The organism is Arthrobacter sp. D1-17, assembly GCF_054130535.1.
On record NZ_CP096382.1, the window covers coordinates 2,944,164 to 2,970,428 of the forward strand.

The following is a 26,265-nucleotide window of genomic DNA, read 5'->3' on the forward strand; positions in this document are numbered from 1 at the left end:
TGCAAATGCAGGGAAGGCGGGAGAAAATGGCGGTTTCCGGCGGTATGAGGCCTGCATCCCGCCGGTGCCGTCAGACCTTCGCCGGATGGAACCGCTGCTGCGCCGCTGTCAGGCCGTCCCGGATCAGCAGTTCGACGGCGTCTGCGGCCTCGTCGAGCAGGAAAGGCAGCTCTTTCTTTTCCGCCGGCGCGAAGTCGCGCAGCACAAAGTCCGCGGTATCCATGCGCCCCGGGGGCCTGCCGACTCCAACCCGGACACGCAGGTAGTCCTTCGTGGCGAGGGCCTTGGAGATATCCCGCAACCCGTTGTGGCCGCCTTCCCCGCCCCCGAGTTTAAGCTTCACCGTATTAAAGGGAATGTCGATTTCGTCGTGGACTGCCACCACCCGGGAGGGATCGATGTCATAAAACCTGGCCAGGCCGGAAACGGGACCGCCGGAAACATTCATGTACGTCACGGGCTTTGCCAGGACCACGCGCGGGCCCCCGATACCCAGCCGGCCCTCAAGGACCTGCGAGCGGGCCTTGTGAATCTTGAAGGTTCCCCCCACGCGGTCAGCGAGCTCGTCAAGAACCATCTGGCCCACGTTATGCCGGTTGCGGCTGTACTCGGCGCCAGGGTTTCCAAGGCCTACGATCAGCCAGGTGTCAGTCATGGATCAATCCTAAAAGTTGTTGCGGCGCCGGCAGTCGTTGCGGCGGGGCCTCAAGTGCCCGTTCGCGCTGAAGCCTCGCCCGGATGCAGCAGCCAGGCTTGAAGAATCCGGGTACGCCGGTGGCCGGGCCCAAAGGACCCGGCCACCGGACGAGGAAAGAAGTGCCTGCTACTCGGCTGCAGCTCCACCGGCCGGGGCTTCCGCAGCTGCGGCTCCCTCTTCGCCTTCCTCCGCAGCTGTGGCAGCAGCCTCGGAGATGTTGACGACGAGTGCCTCAGCGTCGGCCAGGAGAACAGAGCCCTTCGGCAGAACCAGGTCGGAGGCGTGGATGTGCTCGCCGGCGCGGCGGCCTTCAATGTCAACCTCGACGGCGGTGGGCAGGTGGGTGGCCTCTGCCTCAAGGGAAACAACGGTGAGCTCGAGGTTGTGAACGGTGCCGGGAGCGGTTTCACCGGTGACGTGGACGGGAACGTCCACGGTGACCTTCTCGCCCTGGCGGACGGTCAGGAGGTCGATGTGCTCGATGATCTGCTTGATCGGGTCGCGCTGGATGTCCTTCACGAGGGCGAGGTGGCCTTCACCGTTGACGTCGAGGGCCAGCAGGGCGTTGGCGGTGCGCACGGCCAGCGTGGTTGCCTTTGCCGGGAGCGTGATGTGGATGGGCTCCGCGCCGTGGCCGTAGATGACGGCGGGGATCTGGCCGGCCATGCGGGCGCGGCGGGCGAAGCCCTTGCCGAATTCGGTGCGTACTTCTGCTGCGAGCTTCTGCTCAGACATGGATATCTCCTGGTGCTTTGGTGTTGTACAGCAAGGGCGGAGGTCTGGAGCGACCTTCAACGCCGGGCCGCGGGCGGCCCTACCAGAAGGAAAGTTCAGACCCAGTCGATAACGGAGACCAGCAAACCGGTTGGCCGTGTCTACGGTTTTCCGGTGCTCTCCCTCGCCAAGGTATCGGGATAGATCCTACCAGCGCCGGGGCCGTTTACTGAAACGGTCCCCGCCAGCCCCCTAACCCGCAAGCTCGCGCAGGGAGCCCTTGCTGGCATGGGCCCAGCAACGCTGTTAGGCGTTGCCGTCGAAGAGGCTGGTGACCGAGCCGTCGTCGAACACTTCGCGGATGGCACGGGCAATCAGCGGTGCGATGGAGAGCACCGTCAGTTCCGGGAAGCGCTTCGCGGCCGGCAGGGGCAGCGTATCGGTGACTACAACTTCGCGGGCGCCGGACTCGGACAGACGGCGGGCCGCCGGGTCGGAGAAAATGGCGTGCGTCGCGGCGATGATGACGTCCTTGGCCCCTGCGTTCTTGAGCACCTGGACGGCACCGGAAATGGTCCCGCCGGTGTCAATCATGTCGTCGATGAGGACGCAGGTGCGGCCCTCGATCTGGCCCACGACTGTCTTGGAGACAGCCTGGTTGGGAACAGTGAGGTCGCGGCTCTTGTGGACGAAGGCCAGCGGCGCGCCGCCAAGGCGTTCGGCCCACTGCTCGGCCACGCGGACACGGCCGGTGTCTGGGGACACCACGGTGATGTTGTCGGCCGCAACCCGGGTGCGGATGTAGTCAGCAAGCAGCGGAATGGCCATGAGGTGGTCCACCGGGCCGTCGAAGAAGCCCTGGATCTGCGAGGTGTGCAGGTCAACGCTCATGATGCGGTCAGCGCCGGCGGTCCGGTAGAGGTCCGCCACCAGCCGTGCCGAGATGGGCTCACGGCCGCGGCCCTTCTTGTCCTGTCGGGAGTACGGGTAGAACGGCGACACCACGGTGATCCGCTTGGCAGAAGCCCGCTTCAGCGAATCGATCATGATCAGCTGTTCCATGAGATGGTTATTCAGCGGTGCCGGGTGGGCCTGAATGACGAAGGCATCGGTTCCGCGCACGCTTTCGCCGGCGCGGACGTAGATCTCACCGTTGGCGAAGTCGTAGGCGTCGACGGGCAGCAGCTCGGTGCCCAGCTCCTTGGCAATTTCGCGTGCCAGCTCCGGGTGAGCGCGCCCTGCGGCCAGCACCAGCCTTTTTTCGCCGCGAGCCGTAATGTCGGTCATGGTTGGGTGCCCTCTTCTGTAGATGCCGGGGAATGTGAGGTGTCAGGAGTAGTTGCGCCCGCGGCCGCCGCCCGTGCTGCCGACACCGAACCCGGACGGTTGGCGATGACCCAACCCTCCGCGTTGCGCTGCGCGGCCATGGACAGCGCCAGGGCTCCTGCGGGAACGTCCTTGCGGATCACGGCTCCGGCGCCGCTGTAGGCACCGTCCCCCACCGTGACAGGAGCAACGAATACTGTGTTGGAGCCGGTGCGGACACCTGAGCCAATCACCGTGCGGTGCTTCTTCTCGCCGTCATAATTGGCGGTGATGTTGCCGCAGCCGATGTTCGTGTCCTCACCGATCTCTGCGTCTCCCGCGTAGCCAAGGTGGGACAGCTTGGAGCCGCGGCCGATGGTCACGTTCTTGGTTTCGTAGAAGGCGCCGATCTTGCCCGTTTCGCCAAGGACTGTCCCGGGCCGCAGGTACGTGAACGGTCCCACGCTGGCGCCGGCGCCGATGTCCGCTCCCGTTCCGTGCGTGCGGATTACCTTCGCGCCTTCGCCGATCCGCACATCCGTCAGGGTGGAGTCGGGGCCGACGACGGCGTCACGCGCCACCGCCGTGCTGCCGTGCAGCTGGGTGTTGGGCAGGATCCGAACGTCCTCGTCCAGGGTGACAGTGGAGTCGATCCACGTGGTGGCCGGATCGACGACAGTGACTCCGGCACGCATCCACGCTTCCACGATGCGGCGGTTATGCTCGGCGCCCAAGGCAGCGAGCTGAACCCGGTCGTTGGCGCCTTCGACCTGCCAGTGGTCGGCCGTGACGACGGCGGCCACGCGGCCGCCTGCCTCCCGCGCCAAAGCCAGGACGTCCGTCAGGTACTTCTCGCCCTGTGAGTTGTCGGTGGTGACGTGCCGGAGGGCATCGCGCAGCACGGCGGCGTCGAAGGCATAAATGCCGGAATTGACTTCGCGGATCCCGCGCTCGGTGTCCGTGGCATCCTTGTGCTCCCGGATGCCGGTGACTGTCCCGTCGGTGCCGCGGAGGATCCGGCCGTAGCCGGTGGCGTCCTCGAGCAACGCGGTCAGGACCGTGACTGCGTTGCCTTCGGACTCGTGCCTGGCCACCAGTTCGGACAGCAGCTCACCTGTCAGCAGCGGCACGTCGCCGTAGGTCACCACCACCGTTCCCTCGAGGCGGGCGTCCGAATCCAGAGCTTCCAGGGCAACCTCGACAGCGCGGCCGGTGCCCGGAATCTCATCCTGATCCACGATCAGGGCATCGGCGTCGAGCTCCTTGAGGTGGCTGGCCACGCGGTCACGCTCATGGCGGACGACGACGGCGACGCGCCGGGGATTGATGCTGCGCGCCGCAATCAGGGCGTGCCCCACCATAGAGCGGCCGCCGATTTCGTGAAGAATCTTGGGCGTACGAGACTTCATCCGGGTACCGGCACCTGCAGCTAGGACGATGACGGCGGCTGGGCCGGACTTCTCGGGGCTCACGTACGGGCTCTCCTTGTTCGGTTGCGCGGTACTGCATGCGCGCCGCCGCCCGAGCGCGCCCGGAGCCGGCAACAGGCTCCATCCTACTGGACACCGCTGATGCAGCAGTTCCGCCCATAGGATTCGAACCTATACTCCACGGCTCCAAAGGCCGGGGTGCTGCCATTACACCAGAGCGGACCGTGCCACGAGCCAAGCCCGGGCACGAAGACCAATTCTGCCACGAACGGCACGGCTCATGCGACCTCGTAGGCTGAGGCATGACTGGACGGTGAGCAACAGCACAGTGACACCGAAGGGAAGGGAAGCTGACGGTTAAGGCGGAAGCGGATGCCGTACGTATTCCCCGGTCGCGGACGACCGGACGCCAGCGGCGGTCCCAGCTGGCTGGCGTCGGCCTGTTCGCCATGCGCGGCCTGGACGGCACCGCCAACGAGGAGATCGCTGCTTCTCCTTAACTACGTCGAGGACCGCACCGACGGGTTCCGCATCCTCCTGCGGGATAAGCGGTCCCCCGTCGTCGCTTACGAACGCTCTCTCACATTTTGCAAGTTTTCCCCCAGCGCTCTCTCACCTTCTGCAAGTTCACGCCCAACGCTCTCTCATCTCCAACCGCCAACTCTGATCGCGATAGCAGGACCTGCAGGAGGATGCGGGAAAAACCGGCAAGACCTGAAAGAGGGTCGTAAAAAAACGCGCCAGATGTGAGCGAGCGTGCAGATAGCCGGTGGGCCATACCGCATGCACCTGGGCGAGTACTACGAAAGGATTCGGAGGTTATTCGCCGAGGACTTCGGAGGCTTCGAGCCATTCGAGTTCGAGGGCTTCGCGTTCCCCTGCGAGGTCCTTGAGCCTCTTGTTCTGCTCAGCGAGGGCGTCGAAGTCTGCATCCGTAGTGCTTTTCACCATCTGGTCGTGCAGCTTCTTCTCCTGCTGCTCAAGCTTGCCCAGCTGGCGCTCGATGCGGTTCTTGGCCTTGCGGGCGTCCCGCTTCTCCGATTCGGAAGGACCTGCAGCGGCCGGGGCGGAACTGCCGCTGGCGGCGGTCACAGGGTTGCCGCCCCCGGCAACCGTGGATCCGGCGAGGGCGGACTCGCGCAGCTCGAGGTACTGGTCCACGCCCCCGGGCAGGCCGCGGATTTTGCCGTCGCCGAGCAGTGCCATCTGGTGGTCGGTGACGCGTTCCAGAAGGTAGCGGTCGTGGCTGACCACCACGAGGGTGCCGGGCCAGCCGTCCAGGACATCTTCGACGGCGGAAAGCGTGTCGGTGTCGAGGTCGTTGGTGGGCTCATCCAGCATCAGCACGTTGGGCTCTCCCACGAGCAGGCGCAGGAGCTGCAGCCGGCGGCGTTCCCCGCCGGACAGGTCGCGGACCGGCGTCCACTGCTTCTGGTTCGTGAAGCCCAGCTGCTCCACGAGCTGGCCGGCCGTGAATTCCTTGCCGCCAACATTGAAGGATCGTTTTTCGCGCTCGATAACCTCTATGACGCGGAGGTCGGCGACGTCATCAAGTTCCTTCACTTCCTGCGTAAGAACGGCGGTGACCACGGTTTTGCCCCGCTTGACCTTGCCCGAGGTCGGCTGGATCTCGCCGTTGAGGAGCTTCAGCAGCGTCGTCTTGCCGGCACCGTTGACCCCGACGAGTCCGAGGCGTTCACCCGGTGCCAGGCGGAGGGTGATGTTGTCGAACAGTTTCTGCCCGTCACCGCCCAGGAGGTCCAGCGACACGTGTTCCAGGTCCAGCACGTCCTTGCCCAGCCTCGCCGTGGCCATCTTGCTCAGCGCCATGGAGTCCCGGGGTTCGGGGACGTCCGCAATCAGGGCGTTTGCCGCTTCGATCCGGAATTTGGGTTTGGCCGTGCGGGCGGGAGCGCCGCGGCGAAGCCAGGCGAGTTCCTTCTTCACGAGCTGCTGGCGCTTGCCTTCGACGACGGACGCCGCGCGGTCCCGCTCGGCGCGGGCCAGCACATAGGCGGCATAACCGCCGTCGAACGGGTCAACGATCCCGTCATGGACCTCCCACGTCTTGGTGCACACTTCGTCCAGGAACCAGCGGTCGTGGGTGACCACAAGGAACGCGCCCTGGTTCGCACGCCATCGGGTCTTCAGGTGCCGGGACAGCCAGGCCACACCTTCGACGTCGAGGTGGTTGGTGGGTTCGTCGAGCATGATGACGTCGTGGTCCTCGATGAGGAGCTTGGCCAGCGCAACGCGGCGTTTCTGGCCGCCGGACAGGGCGTGCACGTTGGCATGCCAGTCAACGTCGGATACCAGCCCGCCCATGACCTCACGGATCTGCGGATTGCGCGCCCATTCATAGTCGGCCTGGTCACCAACGATGGCGGCACCAACCGTGAGGTCGCCGTCGAGGACGTCACTCTGGTCCAGGTATCCGACGTTGACGTCGCCACGCTTGGTGACCCGGCCGGAGTCCGGGGTGGAGCGCAGGGCAAGCAGGCGCATCAGCGTGGATTTTCCGTCGCCGTTGCGGCCCACCATACCGATGCGGTCGCCTTCCTCAAGTCCGAGCGTAACGCCGTCAAGAACGGTGCGGGTCGCGTACGAGACCGTGAGGTTCTCACCGCCGAGCAGGTGTGCCAATGGGAACTGCTTTCTTCTGCAAATTTACGTCCGCACATTATCTGCGGCTTGGGTACCAATGCTCCGAAAAACGGAAAGGGTATTAAAGGAGAGTATCGGAGATAATGCGGGCGCCGGGAACCGGACCGTGGACGGCGAACGCCGTGAGCCCCTTGTGCTGCAGTTCCTCGGCAAGCCCTTCGGCAGCTTCGGGATTATGCGTCAGCAGCGCAATGGTGGGTCCTGAGCCCGAGACAATCCCGGCGATGGCGCCGCTCGATTCGCCGAGCCCCAACGTGTCCCGGAGCGTGGGCGCCAGTTCGATGGACGCGCGCTGCAGGTCGTTGACGAGCAGCCGGCTCAGCGCGTCGGCGTCGCCGCTGCGCAGGGCCTGCAGGATTTTGGGGTCCACCGCGGTGGGTTCCTCCACGTCGAGCCCTTCCGCTTCACGCAGCCGGTCAAGTGTCTTGAAGACGTCCGGAGTCGCAAGGCCGAAGTCGGCGGTAACCAGGACCCAGTCCATTTGGGCTTTGGCGAGGGCCGGCGAGAGATCATCCCCGACGCCGAGCCCCACCGCTGTGCCGCCGAGCAGCGCGAAGGGCACATCGGCCCCCAGCTCCGCGGCAAGCTGGGCGAGTTCGTCCCGGGACAGCCCGCTGTTCCACAGCGCGTCACAGGCCAAAAGTGTGGCCGCCGCGTCGGCGGAACCACCGCCCATGCCCCCGGCCACCGGGACCCGCTTGGTGATCTCCAGGTGCACGCCGGTGGAATGCTCGGAGACGTCGGCCATGATGGCTGCGGCCTTGTAGGCAAGGTTGCGCTCATCGAGCGGAATATCGACCCGGTCAAGGTCCAGAATGCTGTCGGGACTGACGCTGACGGTGATGCCGTCCCCGGGAGTGCTCGTGGCGGCGACTTCCTCATACAGTGAGACGGCCAGGTACACGCTGGCCACCGAATGGTAGCCGTCGGGGCGCAAAGGGCCCACATCCAGGGAGACGTTCACTTTGCCCGGAGCCTTGACCCGGACGGTCCTCGCCGCAAAGCGCCCTCTCACTGCGTTCATGAGTCCAAGCTATGGCATCGCGGTGCTGCACTCAAAGAAAGCAAAGGCAGTCCATCAACGAAGGGCTCCAGTAAGGGCGCGCCGCCCCGCTCGGGGGGGCCGTTTCCGCTGCCGGGCCCAGGCCGCTCACGCGGCTGATGATCACCGCCTGAAAGTCAACCGCCTGAAACTTGGCGGGCTTCGGCGATCCGGGCGAAAGCCGCGATATCGATCACCTCGCCGCGCGCCGTGGGCTCCACCCCGGCCGCCAGCAGGCAGCGTTCAGCCTCCGCCGCACCGCCGGCCCAGCCGGCGAGGGCAGCGCGCAGAGTTTTCCGGCGCTGGGCGAAAGCGGCGTCAATGACGGCGAAAACCTGCTCCCTGCTGGCAGTGGTGGCGGGCGGCTCCCGGCGCGTAAAGGCCACAAGGCCTGAGTGGATCTTAGGAGCGGGCCAGAAGACGTTCATGCCGATAACGCCGGCCTTGCGCATCTGGCTGTACCACGCGGCCTTGACGGAGGGCACTCCGTAAATCTTTGACCCCGGAGCGGCCGCCAGCCGGTCTGCGACCTCGTCCTGAACCATCACCAGGCCGTGTTGAATCGATGGAAAATGCTGCAGGAGGTGAAGTACCACCGGGACAGCCACGTTGTACGGCAGGTTCGCGACAAGGGCCGTCGGCTGCACCGGAAGCTCAGTGACCTTCATGGCGTCTGCCAGCACCAGGTGGAAGGCGCCGGCGGCAGCCGGCCGCCACTCCCCCACAGTCTGCGGCAGCCTGGCGGCGAGCACGGGATCGATTTCAACGGCGACCACAGCTTTCGCCGCGTCCAGTAGCCCCAGCGTCAGGGAACCAAGCCCCGGCCCCACTTCAAGGACGGTTTCCTCCGGACCGACGCCGGCAGCGGCGACAATCCTGCGGATGGTGTTGCCGTCGATCACGAAGTTCTGGCCCAGCATCTTGGTGGGCCGGACACCGAGATCCTCTGCCAGCCTGCGGATATCGGAAGCGCCCAGCAGAGGAGCAGGGGCGGTACCGGAGGCGGAAGGAGTCGGGTCAGTCACCTAGGTATCCTATCCCGCAGGCGGGGCAGGATCTGTTAGCTGCCCGCAGCCCAGCCGCAGCCCCACGGCTGCAGCCCGCGCTCGGCGTACACACGGTTGGCGATGTCGATCTGCTGCGCCTTCGAGGCCTGGCTGGCGTTCGGTGCATACTGGCCGCCGCCCGCGCCGATCCAGGTCTGGATATCGAACTGCAGGCCGCCGTAGTACCCGTTGCCGCTGTTGATGGACCAGTTACCGCCCGATTCGCACTGGGCGATCTTGTCCCACATGGCCTCGTTCATCATGGCCGGAGCAGCGGCTCCCGTGTTTCCGTCTTCAGCCGCGGCAGCAGGCGCCGGCTCGGGCTTTTCCTTGGTGCCCACACTGACCTTCTCGGTAACCGGCTCACGGGTCACGGTCCGGGAGACGAGGGTGCGGGACGCTTCGCGGCCGTCCACCAGGACGAGCTTGTACTTGTGGGTGACGACTCCGGGGACGCCGGCCTGGGTAACCTCTTCCTCACCCTTCAGTACGTCGGCGCTGTCGGTGGACAGCGTTTCAAAGGGAATCTCTTCAGAGACGATGGCAGTCTTGCTGGTATCAACGCGGGAAACCTTGATCACCATATTGCTGACGACCTTCGCGTTGGCCGGCTGCGAGGTGCGGTCGGCGGAGGCCAGCTTCACGCGGGCGTCCTTGAGCACCTCGCCAACGGTCGCGGCGGTGGTGGTGGTCTTGGCGGCTTTTCCGTCGGCGAGGATGGTGACGGTCTTCGGCGTCGAGATGGCAACGAAGGAGCCGTCGACGGACAGCTGGGCGGTCTTGGGGACCGAAAGTTCGGAGGAGCTGGCGACACCGAGCTGGGTGACGAGGCCAGCCACGTCCCGGGCCGTGGTGCTGACGGTCTTTTCAGCACCGTCCAGATTCACTTTGACGGCCTTGGCGAGGTTGACGTTGATCACCGAGCCGTTCTTGACTGTGGCATCCAGCGACGGGGACACCCGGTCGGAGGCCTTCAAGTCCACCTTGGCAGCCTTGACGACCTGTTCGACGGTGCCGCCGAAGGTCTGGACGGAGCTCACCTTGCCGTCAACATTCAGGGTGACGGTCTTGTTGTTGCCCACAAAGGCAACCAGCCCGAACACGAGAGCCGAGAGCACCACCAACTGGGCGACTACCTTAACGACGCTGAATTTGCCGTCCGACGTAAAGAACTTGTCCACGATTGCCCACATCTTTTGAGCCATCCGGGCACGGGGAAAAACGCACAGAGACAGCCACAGCAGGACACCCAGGGGTGACTCCGGGCACACCGGAGCTCTGCAGCAGGCTTGTGCGCCGCCACACTCGCAAGGCAGGGCGCCGCCAGGCGCCCTGTCTAAAAATGAGTGACATCATCCGGAGGCCTTCCCCGACCCCGGCTAATAGTTGTTCACTGTAACCGATCCGTTATAAACCGGCCAAAAAACGTTACATACGCGGTATGCACGCCGTTTGCCCGGCGGGGAGGCGCTACTCCCAAGAACCGTAGGCGCGGAGCGTGTTTTCGGTGATCTGGCTGCAGAGTTGCCCCAGATCCGAACCCGTCAGTTCCGCCATGGCCCGGACCGTGTAAGGCACCATGTAGCTGGCATTGGGCCTGCCCCGGTGGGGATGCGGCGTTAGAAAGGGCGAATCGGTTTCCACGAGGATGAGTTCCGGGTCCGCCACTGCCAGCGATGCCCGCAGGTTGTCCGCGTTTTTGAAGGTGAGCGTGCCGGCGAACGACATGAACCACCCTTCGCGGTTGCATATTGTGGCCAGGTCCTCGTCGCCGGAGTAGCAGTGAAAGACCACGCGCTCAGGGGTACCTTCCTCCCGCAGGACCTGCACCACGTCATCGTGGGCGTCCCTGTCATGGATCTGCAGTGTCAGATCCAGCCGCTTGGCGATGTCTATGTGCCGGCGGAACGAGTAACGCTGGTGGGCCAGCCCCTCCCCCTTGGTGCGGAAGAAATCCAAGCCGGTTTCTCCGACGGCGCGGATCCGGGGGTGCGCCGCGAGCTCTTCAATTTCACGCAGGGCATCCTCAAGTTCCCCCCGGCTTGCATAGTCGGGGGCATCGTTCGGGTGGATCGCCACCGCACCCAGCAGCCTGCGGTCCGCGTCAACCGCGTCCACCGTGAACCGCGATGATGCCAGGTCGGTGCCGACCTGCACTGCCCCGCTGACTCCCACCGCCTCGGCGGCATCCAGGGCGGCGCTGATTTCAACCTGGATGTCCGTGAACGGGTAATCAAGGTGCGTGTGGTTATCCATGACGGGCACCGGTAGCGGCTCCGGAGCGGGCGGATAGCCCTGCTTGCCGGATCCGTCGGCTCCGGGCGCACGGTAAGGCTGGGGTGTCAGGGAGTTGCACATTCCTCCAGCCTAGCGGCGGGAAGGGACTCCGCCGGAGGAATGTGCGGCTCCTGACTTGAGGAATGTGCAGCACCGGACTGCGGGGCTCGGATGCAGGCCAGAATTACCTGGAACTCTCTGTCAGGCATAGCAGTTGTGTTAGTACGCTGGTATGGAGAGATGTGTCCGCACCGACGGGCAGCGGCAATGCGCCTGCCATGCCGTTTCGCGTGACACTCAGGCTTGAAAGGCTGCCGATGGAACCGCACCGACGTACAAGCATGGATGATATTCTTCCGGGCGGTCACGGTTTTGGTGGAAGCGGTGGGCTCGCCGGCACGCAGCTCAACGGCCACAAACCCGCAGCCATGGGCCAGCAGGCCTTCCGCGACGCCAGCGAGCGCATCCTCACCGCCATCAACACGGTCATCGACGGCAAGGCCGAGGCGGCGAAGCTGGCGCTGACAGTCCTGCTTGCCCAGGGCCACTTGCTTGTTGAGGACGTTCCCGGGGTAGGCAAGACCCTCCTCGCCAAGACTTTGGCGCGCACCATCGACTGTTCCGTCAGCCGGATCCAGTTCACCCCGGACCTGCTGCCGTCCGACGTGACCGGCGTGTCCATCTACAACCAGTCGTCTCGCCAGTTCGAATTCCGTCCCGGCGCCGTCTTCGCAAACATCGTTATCGGGGATGAAATCAACCGCGCCTCGGCGAAGACACAGTCCGCCCTCCTTGAATGCATGGAGGAGCATCAGGTCACGGTTGACGGCCACTCCTACAGGCTTACCGAACCGTTCATGGTGGTGGCCACCCAGAACCCGATTGAGATGGAAGGGACATATCCGCTGCCTGAGGCCCAGCGGGACCGCTTCATGGCCCGCATTTCCATGGGTTACCCAGACAAGGACTCCGAGATTGAGATGCTGGAAACCCACCAGGCAACGTCACCGCTGGCGCACGTGACATCCGTGGTGACGTCTGCGGACGTCGCAGCGATGATCGCCACGGTCCAGCAGGTCTACGTGTCCCAATCGGTGAAGGAGTATACGGTCGCGGTGGGACGTGCCACCCGCGACAGTGCGATGCTGCGCCTGGGCGCCAGCCCGCGGTCCATGCTCCAGCTGCTTCGGGCGGCCAAAGCAACGGCGGCTTTGGACGGACGGGATTTCGTGCTCCCGGATGATGTCGTTGCCGTCGCAGAGTCGGTACTGGCGCATCGGATCATCCTGGACAGGAAAGCCGCCGGCACGGGCGAGACCCCGCAGAGCGTGATCCGCAGCGTCCTCGCCAGGCTTCCCGTCAGTCAGGAAATGACTGACTCGGCCCGGGCGCCCCGGCGCGCTGAGGCCGCCGAACTCCGTCCAAGCCGCTAGCAGGACAACGCCGTGGCACTGCGTGACCGCCTCCCCCGACACCTCTTCACCACACGCGGCTGGGGACTGATGGCGGCAGGTATCCTGTGCCTGCTCTGCGCACAGATGATGGGCCGCCGGGACCTGCTTGCGCTGGGCGTCTTCCTGGTTGTGCTGCCGCTGATTTCGCTCGCCGGGATCCGGCTGGTGAAGCCGAGGTTCCGCGTCTACCGGGAGTTCAGCCCCTCCACGGTGGAGACCGATTCCGTCACCACCGTACGGCTGGCCGTCGCCCGGACTGGACCCGGCACCGGAAGGGTGGTCATGGAGGAACGGCTGCCACCCAGGTTCGGAGAATCCCCGGCATTCCATTTTCCCGCCAGGTCCTCCAGCGGCGGAACCAGCCGCTATGAGTACCGTCTGCGTTCCGGCCGGCGCGGACAGTTCACCATCGGACCGGTAACGGCCGAGTTCACGGATCCATTCGGGCTGTCGCTGCACAGGCACACAATTGACGACGGCGACACGCTCACCGTGACGCCGGCAGCCGTCGAACTCCCTCCCACAGGGCTCGCGGGGGCGAGGGGCAATGACGGGATCACGGCGACGCGGATCCGGGCCAACCCCAGCGACGATGACGTCATGACCAGGGAATACCGCCACGGCGATCCGATGCGCCGCGTGCACTGGCCTGCGACTGCACGTCACGGCGCCCTCATGGTGCGGCAGGAGGAGTCTGTGACTACTCCCGAGGCGACCATTATTCTCGATCAGCGGTTCGCTGCCCACTCCTCCGGTTTCGGTCCGGTTTTCACCGGCGCGGGGGACGATGGCCACCTCATCACCAGCGACACGTTCGAGTGGGCCGTCACGGCCGCCATGTCCGTCAGCGCCCACCTTTCAGAACGGAACTATGCACTCCGGTTTCTGGACGCCGCGGGTGAGCCCGGGTTCCGCCGCTCCCCCTCGGCACCGGAACCTGACAGTGAGGAATATAGAGGCGCGGCCGGACTGCAATCCATTGCGGAGAGCCTCGCCGCCATCCAGCTGACGGGGCAGCACCACCTCCGGCGCGAGCATGATCCGGTCCGCCGGGAGCATCCGGCGGGCGGTGAGTCGGGGCAGGCAGTGTTCGACGACCTGCTCATGGACAAGCTCGCGGCACACCGGATGCGCGGTCCGGTCCTGGCACTCCTCGGCAGAATGTCCCTGGCGGAGGCACACGCGCTGGCGCCGGCATCAGCCTACGCGGCAAATGCCTTTGCCATCGTCGTGACCGACAGGACATCCGAGTCGGCTGAAGTCCTGGACACCCTGCGCCAAGGCGGGTGGCGCGCTGTGGCCGTGGATGCGGCCACCTCCCTGCCGGCAGCGTGGACATATTTTGATGAGGGCGACGCGACTGTGGCGGCTGCGGCTGCCGATGTGCGACGCGGTGCGGAGGTGGCACGGTGACACTGACTCCCCAACGCCAGCACGGCCCTATTGAACAGCTGCCCCCGGCGCCGCCCCCCCGTACCCGGCGTCCAAGCCCGGGCGCATATCCATGGGCGATGTCAGGAGCTGTGGCCGTCGGGGTGGCCGGCGCCGCGCTCTCCCTCAACGGAGTGCTGAGGGGCTGGGCCTGGTACCTGCCGGTGCTCACTACCATTCTGGTGGTGTCCCTGGCGATGGCCGGACTGCGTGCCCTGCGCGTCCGGCCGTTACTGGTGCCAGCGGGCGGCTTCGTGTCACTCTCGTTCATCCTGATGTTCACTTTTTTCCGCCGCGACAGTTTCGCCGGCTTCATTCCCACGGACGCGACGATGGCCGCCCTGGGCACGCACCTGCGGCGGGCCAGCGAGACCGTGCTCTCGGAAAGCTCGCCGGTGGCCCCGAACGCCGGCATCGTGCTGGTGACGTGCGCTGCCCTGGGACTGGTCGTGATCCTGGTGGACGCGCTTGCCCTTCCCTTGGGCATGCCCGCGACCAGCGGCCTGGGCCTGCTGGCAGTGCTCGTGGTGCCGGCCATGATCAAGCCGCAAAGCATCGGCGTGGTCGGATTCCTCGGCACGGCCATCGGATTCCTGCTCATTCTCGCGTGCAGCCAATGGTTCTCACCCGATGCCCGGATCCAGGCGGACACCTCACGGAACCCCGGGCAGGCCAAACGGGCGGCCCTGACCGGCGGAGTAGCCTTGGTGACTACGCTGGTGCTGCAGCTCGTGATCCCGGGCTTTGACCAAGGCACATTCCCGCAGGGTTCACGGCTGAATCCGTGGGCGTCCTCGAGCGGCCTGAATCCGATGATCAGCCTGGGCAACAGCCTTCGCCGCCCCACAGGCGACGGCCGCATTACTTATGCCACAAACGCCGCCACCCCTCTGTACTTGCGCTCCGTGACGGTGGACCGGTTCGACGGAGAGGCCTGGTCGCCCGATGACCGCGATGCCGCCCGCAGGGCCGGCCCCGGCCGGATGGAGACGGGCCACGAGATCCTTGCCCCGGAACAGGTCCGCACGGTCACCGCTGTCAACACGGGCGATTTCACCAGCCCGTACCTCCCGGTGCCTTATGCGCCCGAAACGGTCAACGGCCTGACGGGCCGGTGGAGCTGGGATCCGGCGACCCTGAGCATCAAGGGCACCGACACCAACTCCCGTAACCAGCAGTATCTGGTCCGGTCCACGGCTCCGAGACTTACCACAGAGCTGCTGGACCAGTCATCTGAGGCGGTAAGCGGGATATCCGAGGAGTTCATTCGCCCGCCCGCCAACGTTCCCGAAATCGTTCGGACCACCGCCGACTCCGTGACCTCGAACAGCAGGACCGCCTTTGAGAAGGCGATGGCACTCCAGCGGTTCCTGCGCTCCGCGGATTTTACCTACTCCCTCGAATCGCCGATCCAGGGCGGATATGACGGCAACGGCCTGTCCGTGTTGGCGGACTTCCTTACCCAGAAGAGCGGATACTGCATTCACTTTGCGTCCGCCATGGCCGTCATGGCCAGGGTGGAAGGAATCCCGAGCAGGATCGCCGTGGGCTATGCGCCGGGCCGGCTGACAGGTGACACCGTGTTCGTGCCCGGCCAGGGAGCGCTTTCGGAGTTCGAGGTGGACGCCCGGGACGCCCATGCCTGGCCCGAACTGTATTTCCAGGGCCTCGGATGGGTGCCTTTCGAGCCCACCCCTTCGCGCGGCGTCGTGCCGGCCTACGCCCAGGATCCCGCTTCGGGCGGCGTCAGCACCAATGAAGGGAATAGCGACGGGCTGCTGCCCACGAGCGGACCGGTTCCGCCGCCCGTGACGCCGCCGGCGCCCCTTCCCCTTCCCGGGGACAGCGGGGCCACGACCGGAAGCCATGCACTGATGCCGTTCTACGCCGCCGCAGGTGTGCTCATGCTGCTCCTGATTGCCGCTTCTCCCCGGCTAACGCGCGCCAGCGTACGGTCCCGCCGCCTCCGGGCTCGCGACGCGGGACAACCTGGCGCGGCGCCTCTCGCCTGGTCGGAGTTGCGTGACCTTGCAACGGATTACGGTTTGCCCCCGCTTTCCAGCGAGACACCCCGTACGTTTTCTGCCCGGATCCGGAGCTTCCTCGCGCTCCCGCGGACCGGAAAAAAGCGCGCTCAGGAGGCCCCTGCCCGGGCAACTCAGGATGTGCAGCTGGCTGATGCGGCGGTGCAAGATTTGACGGCAGCCTATGAGCGCCACGAGTATGGGCGGCCGGGTGCCGCTCCTGCAGCCGCCTCTGGCGGCCCGGGCGCCGGTGCCGGTGCCGGAGCCGGAGCCGGTGCCGGAGCCGGAGCCGGTGCCGGTGCCGGTGCCGAGAACATCGCGGCAGTGCGGAAGGTGCTGCGCCGCAATGCCGGAGCGTTGGGACGGCTGCGCGCAGAGTGGCTGCCGCCGTCGGTCATGGCCCGTTGGGGTGACACCGCCGGAGGGCCCTTCCACGCCGCCGCCCGTGCCGCTGCGCGGGCCGGACGGGCCGCCGCGGGCTCCTGGACGGGTGCCCGCGACGGCCTGAGGCGGCTGCGGGACGGCTAGCCGGCGTAGGGGTCGGCGATGCCGATGTACTGGGTGTAAAGGTATTCCTCGATGCCCTCAAGGCCGCCCTCGCGGCCCAGGCCCGACTGCTTCACACCACCGAAGGGCGCGGCGGCGTTGGAGATGACACCGGCGTTCAGGCCCAGCATGCCGGTTTCAAGCCGCTCGCCCATGCGGATGCCGCGGTTCAGGTCCTTCGTGAAGACATAGGCCACCAGCCCGTACTCGGTGTTGTTGGCCAGACGGACAGCCTCGTCCTCGCTGCTGAAGGTGATGATCGGCGCGACCGGGCCGAAGATTTCCTCGGACAGGATCCGGGTGCCCTCGGTGACGCCCTTGAGGATGGTGGGCTGGTAGAAGTAGCCCGGCCCGTCCACCGGTGCCCCGCCCAGCACGGCACTGGCGCCGGAGGAAACGGCGTCGCTGACGAGTTCGTGGACCTTGTCGCGGCTCTTGGCATCGATGAGGGGTCCAACCTTCGATTCAGGGTCGGTGCCGCGGGCTGTGGTCATCCCGCTCATCTTGGCGGCGAACTTCTCGGCGAATTCATCGGCGACGGACTCGTGCACGATGAACCGGTTCGCCGCGGTGCAGGCCTCGCCCATGTTCCGCAGTTTCGCCAGCATGGCACCGGCGACGGCGGCGTCGACGTCTGCGTCCTCGAACACCAGGAACGGGGCGTTCCCGCCCAGTTCCATGGATGTGCGCAGCACGGTCTCGGAGGCATCCGCGAGCAGGCGGCGGCCCACCTCGGTGGAGCCGGTGAACGAGAGCTTGCGCAGCCGGGAATCCTTGATCAGCGGCCCCGTGGTGGCACCGGCCGTGGAGGTGGGAATGACGTTCAGGACTCCGGCGGGCAGGCCGGCTTCCTGCATGACCGCAGCAAACAGCTGGGAGGTCAGGGGCGTCAGGTTAGCGGACTTGAGGACCATGGTGCAGCCGGCAGCAACCGCGGGGGCAACTTTGCGGGTGGCCATCGCCAGCGGAAAGTTCCACGGCGTGATGAGCAGGCACGGGCCCACCGGCTTCTTCGTGACGAGCAGGCGGGACTTACCGTCCGGGGAGACGGAGTAACGGCCGAATGCACGGACGGCTTCCTCCGAGAACCAGCGCAGGAACTCCGCACCGTAGGTGACCTCACCTCGCGCCTCCGCGAGAGGCTTGCCCATCTCCAGGGTCATCAGCAGCGCGAAATCCTCGGCCCGCTCGGTAACCAGTTCAAAGGCCCGGCGCAGGATTTCGCCACGTTCCCGGGCAGGAACCTTGGCCCAGGACTCCTGCGCAGCGGCCGCCGCATCCAGGGCAGCCTTGCCGTCCTCTGCCCCGGCGTCGGCGATGCTCAACAGCACTTTGCCGGTGGAAGGGTCCTCAACGTCGAATGTCTTGCCGGACGAGGCCGGACGCCACTCACCGTTGATCAGCAGGCCAGCGGGAACAGCAGCAAGCAGTTGGCTTTCGCGCTCTGCGGTAACAGTGGATTGTATGGTGACAGACACGGTGACTCCCTCGTCGGCAATCGGATTGCGGATTGGTGCAGCCACCGCAGCGGGGCCCTGGGGCTGCTGCTTACGCGGCTGGTTTAAGGCCACGCTACTGCCCGGTTCCAATCACTGTCTACGCATTTGCGCACTACGCATTCCCCAAGCTGCTGTGCAGCTGCACAGGAAGGAACGCTGCCTTGACCGGGATTTGCCGCTTTGACAGCGGCACCTCTTGCGGACCTGGTTTACCCTCAGCCTGGGCACTGGTCAGCGGGCAGCCAGCACAGCAGCATACAGTTCACGCTTGCTGACCCGGGCCTCTTCTGCAACGGCGGCAACGGCGTCCTTGAGGCGGAGCCCTTCCGAGACCAGCGCATTGACCGCGGCCACGTTGTCCTCCGGAGCTCCGGGCGGCCGCTCCGGCGCGCCGCCCACCACCACCGCAATTTCCCCGCGGATCTCATTCGACTCGGCCCACTGCAGCAGTTCGAGGAGTGTTCCGCGGAGGACTTCTTCGTAGGTCTTGGTCAGTTCGCGGCAAACAGCCACCCTGCGATCGGGACCGAACCGCTCATGCAGGGCACGGAGCATGGCCTCCAGGCGGTGCGGCGCCTCGAAGAAGACCATGGTGCGCCGCTCGGCGTCGAGATCCGCCAGACGGGAGGCACGTTCGCCGGCTTTCCGCGGCAGGAATCCCTCGAAACAGAAGCGGTCGGTGGGGAGCCCGGAGAGAGCCAGGGCAGTGAGGACGGCGGAGGGGCCCGGAACGGCGGTCACCGTCAGTCCCGCGGCAACGGCTCCCTCAACGAGCCTGAAACCCGGATCAGAAACCGCCGGCATGCCCGCATCGGTTACCATCACAAGGGTCTTGCCTGCACGGACCTGGTCCAGCAGCTCGGCTGTCTTGGTGGCCTCGTTGTGCTCGTGATAGCTGATGATCCTGCCCGCCACGGTGACTTCCAGGCTCTGCACGAGACGGTGCAGCCGCCGTGTGTCCTCCGCTGCCACGATATCGGCGGAGCCCAGCAGCTCAATCAGCCGCGACGAAGCGTCACCGACATTGCCGATGGGTGTGGCGGCCAGCACGATCCGGCCTGGGCTTCCGGGAAGGCCGCGGCCAGCACCCTGTTCGTCGGTGCCGGTCTGCGCGCTGCTGGGTTCTTGATCCACCCACCCAGCCTACTGCCGGCCGCGGTTTGCCGCAGACCCGCCGGCCAAAGAGGCAGGCCAACGGGCCGGCCAACAGGACAGGTAACGGGACAGGTAACGGGACGGGCCACTGGAGCGGGCCCGGTGGCACGCGCGCCCGCGGGAACAATCGATGGCAAACGGTAGCATGGGCACGTGACGCAGACCTCCGTGCGGCCTGACGCGGCCGGTTCCGCCCGTACACCGGCTTCGGCTGCCGAATCCGGGGCCAGCCCCGGCCGGAGGCACGGCTGGGTTGCCCGCCCCCGCGAAGCGTTCACCGCCGAGGCTCTGAACAGCCGCCTCAGCGGGAGCATCCGCAGTTGGCGGGACTATCCGCCGTCGCTCAGGCTTTGGTTCTGGCTGGTACCGGCGCTGACCGCCGCGGTGGGCGGGGTCCTGAGGTTCGTCCGCCTGGAGGTTCCGGGCACCCTTGTCTTTGACGAGACGTATTACGTCAAGGACGCCTACTCGTACCTCATCAGCGGCTACGAGCGGAGCTGGCCGGAGAAGGCGAACGACTCGTTCAATGCCGGCAATCCGAACGTGCTTTTGGACGCGCCCGAATATGTGGTGCACCCGCCTGTGGGCAAGTGGATGATCGCGGCGGGCATGTGGCTTTTCGGTCCGGACAACCCGTTGGGGTGGCGCTTTTCGGCGGCGCTTACCGGCGCGCTGTCCATAGCCCTGGTGGCCCTCATCGCCCAGAAACTCTTTCGCTCCCTTGTCCTGGGAGCTTCAGCAGGACTGCTCCTCGCCATCGACGGCCACCATCTGGTCATGTCGCGGACGTCGCTGCTGGACATTTTCCTCATGTTTTGGGTGCTGGCGGCGTTTGGTGCGCTGTTGTTGGACCGCGACGACGGCCGGCGCCGGTTGGCGGTCCGCCTCGCCAGCCAGGCAGCCGGGTCCCCCACGGGCCTGCCGTCCCAGCTTCAGCTGCTGTCCGGCCCCTGGCTTGGAATCCGCTGGTGGCGGATCCTCGCGGGCGTCTGCCTGGGCCTGGCGTGCGGCACCAAGTGGTCGGCCCTCTTTTTTGTGGCCGGTTTCGGGCTGCTGACCGTCTTCTGGGACCTCAGCGCGCGCCGCGCCGCAGGAGTCAGGGGGTGGATCAGCGCCGGCGTCATCAAGGACGGCCTCCTCGCGTTTGCGAGCATCGTCCCGGTGGCGGCCGTGACGTATGTTGCCACCTGGACGGGATGGTTCCGGTCGGCGGATGCCTACTACCGGCAGTGGGCAACGACCAACCCCAGTGCGGAATGGGGTTGGCTCCCGGATACTGTGCGTTCCCTGGCGCACTACCACCTTGAGGCGTACAAGTTCCATCAGGGCCTCAGTTCCGAGCACCCGTACGAAGCCAGCGCCTGGAGCTGGCTGGTGATGGGCAGGCCCACGTCCTTCTACTACGAGTCCCCGCCGAAGGGCACTGCGGGCTGCGACGTGTCCAACTGCACGTCGGCGATCCTGTCCGTGGGTAATCCCCTGATCTGGTGGGCCGCTGTGATTTCGCTCGTCGTGCTGCTGTTCTGGTGGGCAGGACGCCGTGACTGGCGGGCGGGCGCAGTGCTGGCGGCGGTGAGTTCGGGCTACCTTCCGTGGTTCCTGTACCCGGAACGGACGATGTTCTTCTTCTACGCCGTGTCCTTCGAGCCCTTCCTTATCCTGGCGCTGGTCTATTGCCTGGGCCTGGTCCTGGGGCGCAGCACGGACCCCCTGTGGCGCAGGCGGTCCGGACTGTACGGCGTGGTGCTCTTCCTGGTGGGGGCGATTCTGCTGTCGGCGTTCTTCTACCCCGTCTGGACCGCCGAGGTCATCCCCTACCAGGACTGGCGGGTCAGGATGTGGATGCCCTCTTGGATCTGAGGGTAAACCTGCGCATTACAGCGCGACGGGGCTAAAGAGAGACGGGCCGGTCCTCAGCTGCGGCGCCCGACCCGCCGTCCTCCTGGCGGTCCTTCCGCCCCTTCTTCACAGTCTTCGGCAGGCCCCGCCGGCGACGTGTAGGCCAGGTCAGGATCAGGGTGACGACGGCGGTCAGCAGCACCATCGCGGCGATGACAATACCCGCATCAATCCAGAATTGGCCTGGGAACAGCCGGATCAGCGTGTCCTGCAACGCAAAAGTCCATGTGCCGCTGGCGAAGAAGATCCGGTGGAACTCGGTGAAGAATTGTTCCCAACCGAGGAAGGCCAACACGCCAAGGCCGGTGATCAGCACGAGCGTGATGATGGAACCGGCAAACAGCCCGCGCCGCACCCCGCCGTTGCTGCGGCGGCGCAGGTAGATGATGGCTCCGAGGCAGATCATCGCCAGAAGCGCTCCGGCACCGAACGCCGAGAGGATCACGAGCTTCACGTCCGCCATATGGCTGACTTCGCCGTCCTGAAAGAGCTTCTCTCCGCTGCGGTTCACCAGTTCCCCCAGGTAGCGCGGACCCGACCAGTTGCTGAGGTAGTCCACAGCGTAGGAGCCATACGTCATGCGGTCATCCGCGTTGAACCCGTAGCCGTCGCCCGGGAAGCCCGGACGGTGATACTCAACCCAGAGAAAGAGCGGACTGGTGACGGCGCGAACGGCCAGCACCAGGAGCACCACGGGGAAGAAGACCGCCAGCAGGACCTGCATGACGCGGGGCAGCATGGGCTTTGCCTTTGCCGCCTGCTCGCGTTCGGCGTTGCGGCGTTCGACATCTTCCTGCGGAGGGCGGATATGGAGCGCAGAGGTCGGCAGCGGTTCGCTGAAGTGGCCGCCCGAGGTCTCATCGGAGGGGGGTGTTGTGCTGTCCGGCGTCGGAGTGGTGGACGTATTCGTGTCGGGCACGTTCTTGCCGGCCGTCTCCGCTGCCTCGGCAGCCTCTGCCGCTTTTCGGTCCGCCCTGCTGCCGGGCTGAGCAGGACCCGCCGGATCCGCCGCCGTCGAGCCCGTGCCCGGGGGCGCTGCCTCCATCCATTCGAAGGCAGGCTCGTCCGAATCATGGGCGTCCTCGAACGCCGGACCTTCAGATTCCGGCTGCGGATCGAGCCGTCTGGACGGGATCGAAGTATTGTCGGTCACTGCAGCTTCACTTCCGTAGGCGTCCGCGCTCCAGGTCTTGACCGGGCAACGCTGTGTATCTCCTGAAGAGCCTACCGTCCGCTTATCCGGCACGGCGAGATGAAACCCCGGCTGTCGGAATCATGCCGCTATTTCGTTATAACCCGCTGAACCAACGGTAAGCGCTGAACCAACGGCTAGCGCTTGGCGTACTGCGCCCAGGGGATGTTCCAGTCTCCGTAGCCTTCCAGCGGCTCGACGGCGGGCGCACCGGTGTTGAGAGTCTGGACGACGTCCCCGGTTTTCATGTTGCTGAAGAACCAGGCGGCGTCGGCGGGAAGCAGGCCCACACAACCGTGCGACACGTTGTACTTGCCGACAGCGCCCCATGCGGACTCCAGTGCCTGGTGTACGTAGACGCCGGAGGAGGTGAGCCTGTTGGCGTACTCGACAGTGAGCGGAGGGTAGTAGCCCTTGTCGCCGGGCTTAAGGCCGATGCTTCCGGCATTGAACTTGGAGCGGCGTTCCTGCTCCATGATGACTGCGTAGCCTGTGGGTGAGAGCCAGTCGGGATCGCCGAGGGTCACCGGGGCGGTCTTGACGAGCTTCCCGTCAAAGTAGACCTTCATGGTCTTCGTGTTGTCGTCCACGACCGCGAGGCGCTGGGTGCCGACCTTGAACTGCACCTTGGCGTCGAAGTTTCCGATCATGCCGTTGCCGAAATCGACACCGAACAGCTTCATGTCAACGGTGACTTGACTGTTGGAGGCCCAGAACTTTTCGGGGCGAATGCGTACACGCTGGTCCGAATACCAGTGCCAGGCGACGGGCTGCTTGGAGGACGCAATGATCTTCACGGCTTTCTCCACCGCCGCCTTGTTCACAACGGGCTCGCTAAAAACGATTTCAATGGGCTGCCCTGCACCGACCGTGGAGCCGTTCTCCGGGTACACCGCGGCGTCAGCTTCATTGGCGGTTTCGACCGTGGTGAACGTCTGTGTCTTCTTGGTCTCGCGGCCAGCCGCATCAACAATCGTGAAGGAGTAGGTGTAGGCGGAGTTGAACTGGAGCGGGTCCAGCGCGGTCCAGGTGCTGCCGTCGGCGCTCATGCTGCCCTTGACCGGTTCGCCTCCTGCCGCCGGTATCAGGAGAACGTCTTTGAGCTTGCCGTTCACGGCCTTCACCGAGGGCGCTACGGCAGGGTTGACGGCCTTTGCACCGTCAGTGGGCGTGACGCCCAGCTCCACCATTTTGACCACCGGGGCAGCCAGGCCGGGCTCATTGCGGACAGGGGTGGAGGCTTCCGACTCCGGTGCCGGCTTGGCCCAGCCCGGCGCAGTGGCAACGCCAATTCCACCGGCAGCGACGGCCGCGCAGAGCGCTGCCACTGCCAAAATCTTGCCGATCTTCCGGTTGTCCTTGTTGGTCAAGATTGGTTCTCTCTGTCCCCGCAGGGCCGTCCGCCCACGTCCGTCCTTGTGCCCAGCAGAAACGCTGTCCACTCAATTTTATCGCAAGGGCGGGACCAGTCTGTCCGGAGGCGGGCCGGAGCCGCCACGAACCGGTCCCGAAACGGGCGCCCGGCGTGTGGCGGCTGCCGGTGAAAAACGACGCGCAGTCCCTGTTAGTACCGGTAGTGCTCAGGCTTATACGGACCTGCTGCGTCAACGTCCAGGTAGTCGGCCTGGTCCTTGGACAGCTCCGTCAGTTCCACGCCCAAGGCGTCCAGGTGCAGCCGCGCTACCTTCTCATCCAGAATCTTGGGCAGGACGTAGACCTTGTTGTCGTACTCCCGTTCGCCTTCCGGCTGGTCCTTCTTGGTGAACAGCTCGATCTGGGCAATCGTCTGGTTGGCAAATGAGTTGCTCATGACAAACGACGGGTGGCCTGTAGCGTTCCCAAGGTTCAGCAGGCGGCCCTCGGAAAGCACGATGATTGACCGCGGCCCGGAACCGTCCGCGGCGTCTTCCTCGAAGACCCACTCGTGCACTTGGGGCTTGATTTCGATCTTGCGGATGCCCGGGATGCGTGCAAGGCCGGCCATGTCGATCTCGTTGTCGAAGTGGCCGATGTTGCCCACGATCGCCTTGTTCTTCATGCCCGCCATGTGCTCGGCCATGATCACGTCTTTGTTGCCCGTGGTGGTAATGAAGATGTCGCCCTGAGCCAGTACGGACTCGAGCTTTGCCACCTGGTAGCCGTCCATCGCTGCCTGCAGCGCGCAGATGGGATCGATCTCGGTGACAATGACGCGGGCCCCCTGTCCCCGCAGGGCCTCGGCGGCGCCCTTTCCGACGTCTCCATAGCCGCAGACGACGGCGACCTTGCCGCCGATGAGGACGTCGGTAGCCCGGTTCAGGCCGTCGGGCAACGAATGGCGGATGCCGTATTTGTTGTCGAACTTACTCTTTGTCACGGAGTCATTGACGTTGATGGCCGGGAACAGCAGCTTGCCCTGTTCCGCGAGCTGATAGAGGCGGTGCACGCCGGTGGTGGTCTCTTCGCTGACGCCGTGGATCCCGGCGGCGAGCCGCGTCCACTTCTTCGGGTCCTCGGCGAGGGTCCGGCGCAGGAGGTCCAGCACAATGCCGTATTCCTCGGGGTCATTCTCGGCGGCCGCCGGAACAGCGCCGGCTGCCTCGAACTCGACACCGCGGTGCACGAGGAGGGTGGCGTCACCGCCGTCGTCGAGAATCATGTTCGGCCCGAGCTCCGGGTTTGTGTCGGCACCCTGCCAGGTGAGGATCTGTTCGGCCGTCCACCAGTATTCCTCCAGCGTTTCGCCTTTCCATGCAAAGACGGGAACGCCCTGGGGATCCTCGACGGTGCCGGCGCCGACCACAACGGCGGCTGCCGCCTCATCCTGGGTGGAGAAGATGTTGCAGGATGCCCAGCGGACGTCCGCGCCGAGGGCGGTGAGGGTTTCAATGAGGACGGCCGTCTGCACAGTCATATGCAGGGAGCCGGCGATACGCGCGCCCTTCAACGGCTGGCTCGGGCCGAATTCCTTGCGGAGCGACATCAGGCCAGGCATCTCGTGCTCGGCCAGGCGAATCTGGTGGCGCCCGGCCTCCGCGAGGGAAATATCGGCGACCTTGTATTCGAGAGTCATGGGGGTCCTTTGCTGTATCCGGCGTCGTGCCTTCTGCGGTGCTGGCTGGAGATTTAGGCTGTGGGCGTTTCCGGCGCTGCTGGCGCTGCCGGGTCCTGGCCGGGTCCGTCATGCTGGCCGGAACGGGCGGCATTCGCCGCGGCCAGCAGCTCCGGGGGAAGGAGCAGAGGAATGCCGTCCTCGATCGCGTAGCGCAGGTTTTGGCCGTTTTCGTCCGTGGCTGTGGAAACCAGTTCTTCGCCTTCCTGGGTCAGGGCCGAGCCGGTGACAGGGCACCGCAGGACGGACATCAGGTCAGGACTGATCTTTGGCATGATGGATGCTCCCTGGTGGGCGAAAAGGCGCGCCGTGGCTGACGGATTTGCAGCTCCCAGCCTACCGCCAGATGGGATCAGGACGGCTCGCGAAGGATGCGGAGGTGGCCGCGCCGGGTTCCTTCGGAGCCCGCGGGTGCTTCGAGCGCGGAGTGGGCGCTGCGCTGGCCCTGCTGCTGTCCGGCGGCTGCGGGCCTCGCCGCCGCCTCCCGGACAGCATCTGCCAAGGCCAGAAGATCATCAGGGCCGGGCTGCGGCGGCTGGGACGGCATGGCGAGCCGCAGGACTTCCCAACCGCGGGGAACGGTGAGCGAGTCAGCGTGCTGCCCGCAGAGGTCGTAGCAGTGCGGTTCGGCGTACGTGGCGAGCGGTCCCAGGACTGCTGTTGAGTCCGCATAGACGTACGTCAAAGTTGCCACCGCGGACTGGCGGCAGGCTGACCTGGAACATTGACGGATAGCACCCACAACATCACAGAATACTCTGACCGCCCAGTGATCCGGGCATCGGCGCACCGGGCAAAG

General features: G+C 65.7%; 20 protein-coding genes, 1 tRNA gene and 1 pseudogene. 5 read left to right on the forward strand and 17 right to left on the reverse strand.

Features of this window, described 5'->3' with window-relative positions; genetic code table 11:
* Positions 1 to 70 precede the first annotated feature (70 nt).
* The 5 genes from pth to M1E01_RS13700 all read right to left on the reverse strand — a co-directional run bounded on the left by pth (position 71) and on the right by M1E01_RS13700 (position 4,368).
* A complete protein-coding gene (gene pth, locus M1E01_RS13680) occupies positions 71 to 655 on the reverse strand; it encodes an aminoacyl-tRNA hydrolase (protein WP_457972117.1) in 585 nt (194 codons plus the stop codon).
* Between the two features lie 168 nt (positions 656 to 823).
* Positions 824 to 1,432 (reverse strand): 50S ribosomal protein L25/general stress protein Ctc, encoded by a 609-nt coding sequence (locus M1E01_RS13685; protein WP_457972118.1) that lies wholly within the window; start codon positions 1,430 to 1,432, stop codon positions 824 to 826.
* Between the two features lie 285 nt (positions 1,433 to 1,717).
* Positions 1,718 to 2,698: a ribose-phosphate diphosphokinase gene (locus M1E01_RS13690; RefSeq protein WP_457972119.1), complete on the reverse strand. Its 981-nt coding sequence runs from the start codon at positions 2,696 to 2,698 to the stop codon at positions 1,718 to 1,720.
* Entirely contained in the window at positions 2,695 to 4,188 is a 1,494-nt protein-coding gene (gene glmU, locus M1E01_RS13695; protein WP_457972120.1) for a bifunctional UDP-N-acetylglucosamine diphosphorylase/glucosamine-1-phosphate N-acetyltransferase GlmU, read from the reverse strand. Before glmU ends, M1E01_RS13690 begins: the two co-directional genes overlap by 4 nt.
* Positions 4,189 to 4,296: 108 nt before the next feature.
* Positions 4,297 to 4,368, reverse strand: a tRNA-Gln gene (locus M1E01_RS13700).
* Between the two features lie 161 nt (positions 4,369 to 4,529).
* Here M1E01_RS13700 and M1E01_RS13705 point away from each other — a divergent pair.
* Positions 4,530 to 4,640: pseudogene (locus M1E01_RS13705) on the forward strand (TetR/AcrR family transcriptional regulator); the annotation flags it as partial.
* A gap of 325 nt (positions 4,641 to 4,965) precedes the next feature.
* Here the strand turns inward: M1E01_RS13705 and M1E01_RS13710 are convergent.
* From M1E01_RS13710 to M1E01_RS13730, 5 genes are all read right to left on the reverse strand, one after another.
* Positions 4,966 to 6,789, reverse strand: coding sequence for an ABC-F family ATP-binding cassette domain-containing protein (locus M1E01_RS13710; protein WP_457972121.1), 1,824 nt, complete (start codon positions 6,787 to 6,789; stop codon positions 4,966 to 4,968).
* A gap of 82 nt (positions 6,790 to 6,871) precedes the next feature.
* The gene (locus M1E01_RS13715) at positions 6,872 to 7,834 is read right to left on the reverse strand and encodes a 4-(cytidine 5'-diphospho)-2-C-methyl-D-erythritol kinase (RefSeq protein ID WP_457972122.1); all 963 of its coding nucleotides are present in this window, start codon (positions 7,832 to 7,834) and stop codon (positions 6,872 to 6,874) included.
* Positions 7,835 to 7,989: 155 nt separating this feature from the next.
* A complete protein-coding gene (gene rsmA, locus M1E01_RS13720; RefSeq protein WP_457972123.1) occupies positions 7,990 to 8,877 on the reverse strand; it encodes a 16S rRNA (adenine(1518)-N(6)/adenine(1519)-N(6))-dimethyltransferase RsmA in 888 nt (295 codons plus the stop codon).
* A gap of 35 nt (positions 8,878 to 8,912) precedes the next feature.
* Positions 8,913 to 10,103: a transglycosylase family protein gene (locus tag M1E01_RS13725; RefSeq protein ID WP_457972124.1), complete on the reverse strand. Its 1,191-nt coding sequence runs from the start codon at positions 10,101 to 10,103 to the stop codon at positions 8,913 to 8,915.
* Positions 10,104 to 10,368: 265 nt separating this feature from the next.
* Positions 10,369 to 11,256, reverse strand: coding sequence for a TatD family hydrolase (locus M1E01_RS13730; RefSeq protein WP_457972125.1), 888 nt, complete (start codon positions 11,254 to 11,256; stop codon positions 10,369 to 10,371).
* 260 nt (positions 11,257 to 11,516) lie between these two features.
* On the opposite strand from M1E01_RS13730, the gene M1E01_RS13735 reads away from it, so the two are divergent.
* From M1E01_RS13735 to M1E01_RS13745, 3 genes are read left to right on the forward strand one after another with little or no spacing between them, the layout of a single operon-like run.
* A complete protein-coding gene (locus tag M1E01_RS13735; protein WP_457972126.1) occupies positions 11,517 to 12,608 on the forward strand; it encodes an AAA family ATPase in 1,092 nt (363 codons plus the stop codon).
* 12 nt (positions 12,609 to 12,620) lie between these two features.
* Positions 12,621 to 14,042 (forward strand): DUF58 domain-containing protein, encoded by a 1,422-nt coding sequence (locus M1E01_RS13740; protein ID WP_457972127.1) that lies wholly within the window; start codon positions 12,621 to 12,623, stop codon positions 14,040 to 14,042.
* Positions 14,039 to 16,612, forward strand: coding sequence for a transglutaminase family protein (locus tag M1E01_RS13745; protein ID WP_457972128.1), 2,574 nt, complete (start codon positions 14,039 to 14,041; stop codon positions 16,610 to 16,612). The genes M1E01_RS13740 and M1E01_RS13745 overlap by 4 nt, the downstream gene beginning before the upstream one ends.
* On the opposite strand, the gene M1E01_RS13750 is transcribed toward M1E01_RS13745, so the two are convergent.
* Positions 16,609 to 18,108: an NAD-dependent succinate-semialdehyde dehydrogenase gene (locus M1E01_RS13750; RefSeq protein WP_457972129.1), complete on the reverse strand. Its 1,500-nt coding sequence runs from the start codon at positions 18,106 to 18,108 to the stop codon at positions 16,609 to 16,611. The two genes, M1E01_RS13745 and M1E01_RS13750, sit on opposite strands and share 4 nt — an antisense overlap.
* Before the next feature lie 252 nt (positions 18,109 to 18,360).
* On the reverse strand, positions 18,361 to 19,263 hold the full coding sequence (gene rsmI / locus M1E01_RS13755; RefSeq protein ID WP_457972130.1) for a 16S rRNA (cytidine(1402)-2'-O)-methyltransferase: 903 nt from the start codon (positions 19,261 to 19,263) through the stop codon (positions 18,361 to 18,363).
* Between the two features lie 174 nt (positions 19,264 to 19,437).
* Here rsmI and M1E01_RS13760 point away from each other — a divergent pair, with 174 nt between their 5' ends.
* On the forward strand, positions 19,438 to 21,144 hold the full coding sequence (locus M1E01_RS13760; protein ID WP_457972131.1) for a dolichyl-phosphate-mannose--protein mannosyltransferase: 1,707 nt from the start codon (positions 19,438 to 19,440) through the stop codon (positions 21,142 to 21,144).
* A gap of 31 nt (positions 21,145 to 21,175) precedes the next feature.
* Here M1E01_RS13760 and M1E01_RS13765 read toward each other — a convergent pair whose 3' ends face one another.
* The 5 genes from M1E01_RS13765 to M1E01_RS13785 form a co-directional block, all read right to left on the reverse strand.
* Complete coding sequence (locus tag M1E01_RS13765) at positions 21,176 to 22,336, reverse strand: TIGR01906 family membrane protein (RefSeq protein ID WP_457972132.1); 1,161 nt, start codon at positions 22,334 to 22,336, stop codon at positions 21,176 to 21,178.
* A gap of 176 nt (positions 22,337 to 22,512) precedes the next feature.
* A complete protein-coding gene (locus M1E01_RS13770; RefSeq protein WP_457972133.1) occupies positions 22,513 to 23,745 on the reverse strand; it encodes an Ig-like domain-containing protein in 1,233 nt (410 codons plus the stop codon).
* Positions 23,746 to 23,939: 194 nt separating this feature from the next.
* Positions 23,940 to 25,427 (reverse strand): adenosylhomocysteinase, encoded by a 1,488-nt coding sequence (gene ahcY, locus M1E01_RS13775; protein ID WP_457972134.1) that lies wholly within the window; start codon positions 25,425 to 25,427, stop codon positions 23,940 to 23,942.
* 53 nt (positions 25,428 to 25,480) lie between these two features.
* A complete protein-coding gene (locus tag M1E01_RS13780) occupies positions 25,481 to 25,741 on the reverse strand; it encodes a Trm112 family protein (RefSeq protein ID WP_457972135.1) in 261 nt (86 codons plus the stop codon).
* Positions 25,742 to 25,818: 77 nt separating this feature from the next.
* Positions 25,819 to 26,208, reverse strand: coding sequence for a DUF3499 domain-containing protein (locus M1E01_RS13785; protein WP_457972136.1), 390 nt, complete (start codon positions 26,206 to 26,208; stop codon positions 25,819 to 25,821).
* Positions 26,209 to 26,265: the final 57 nt, after the last annotated feature.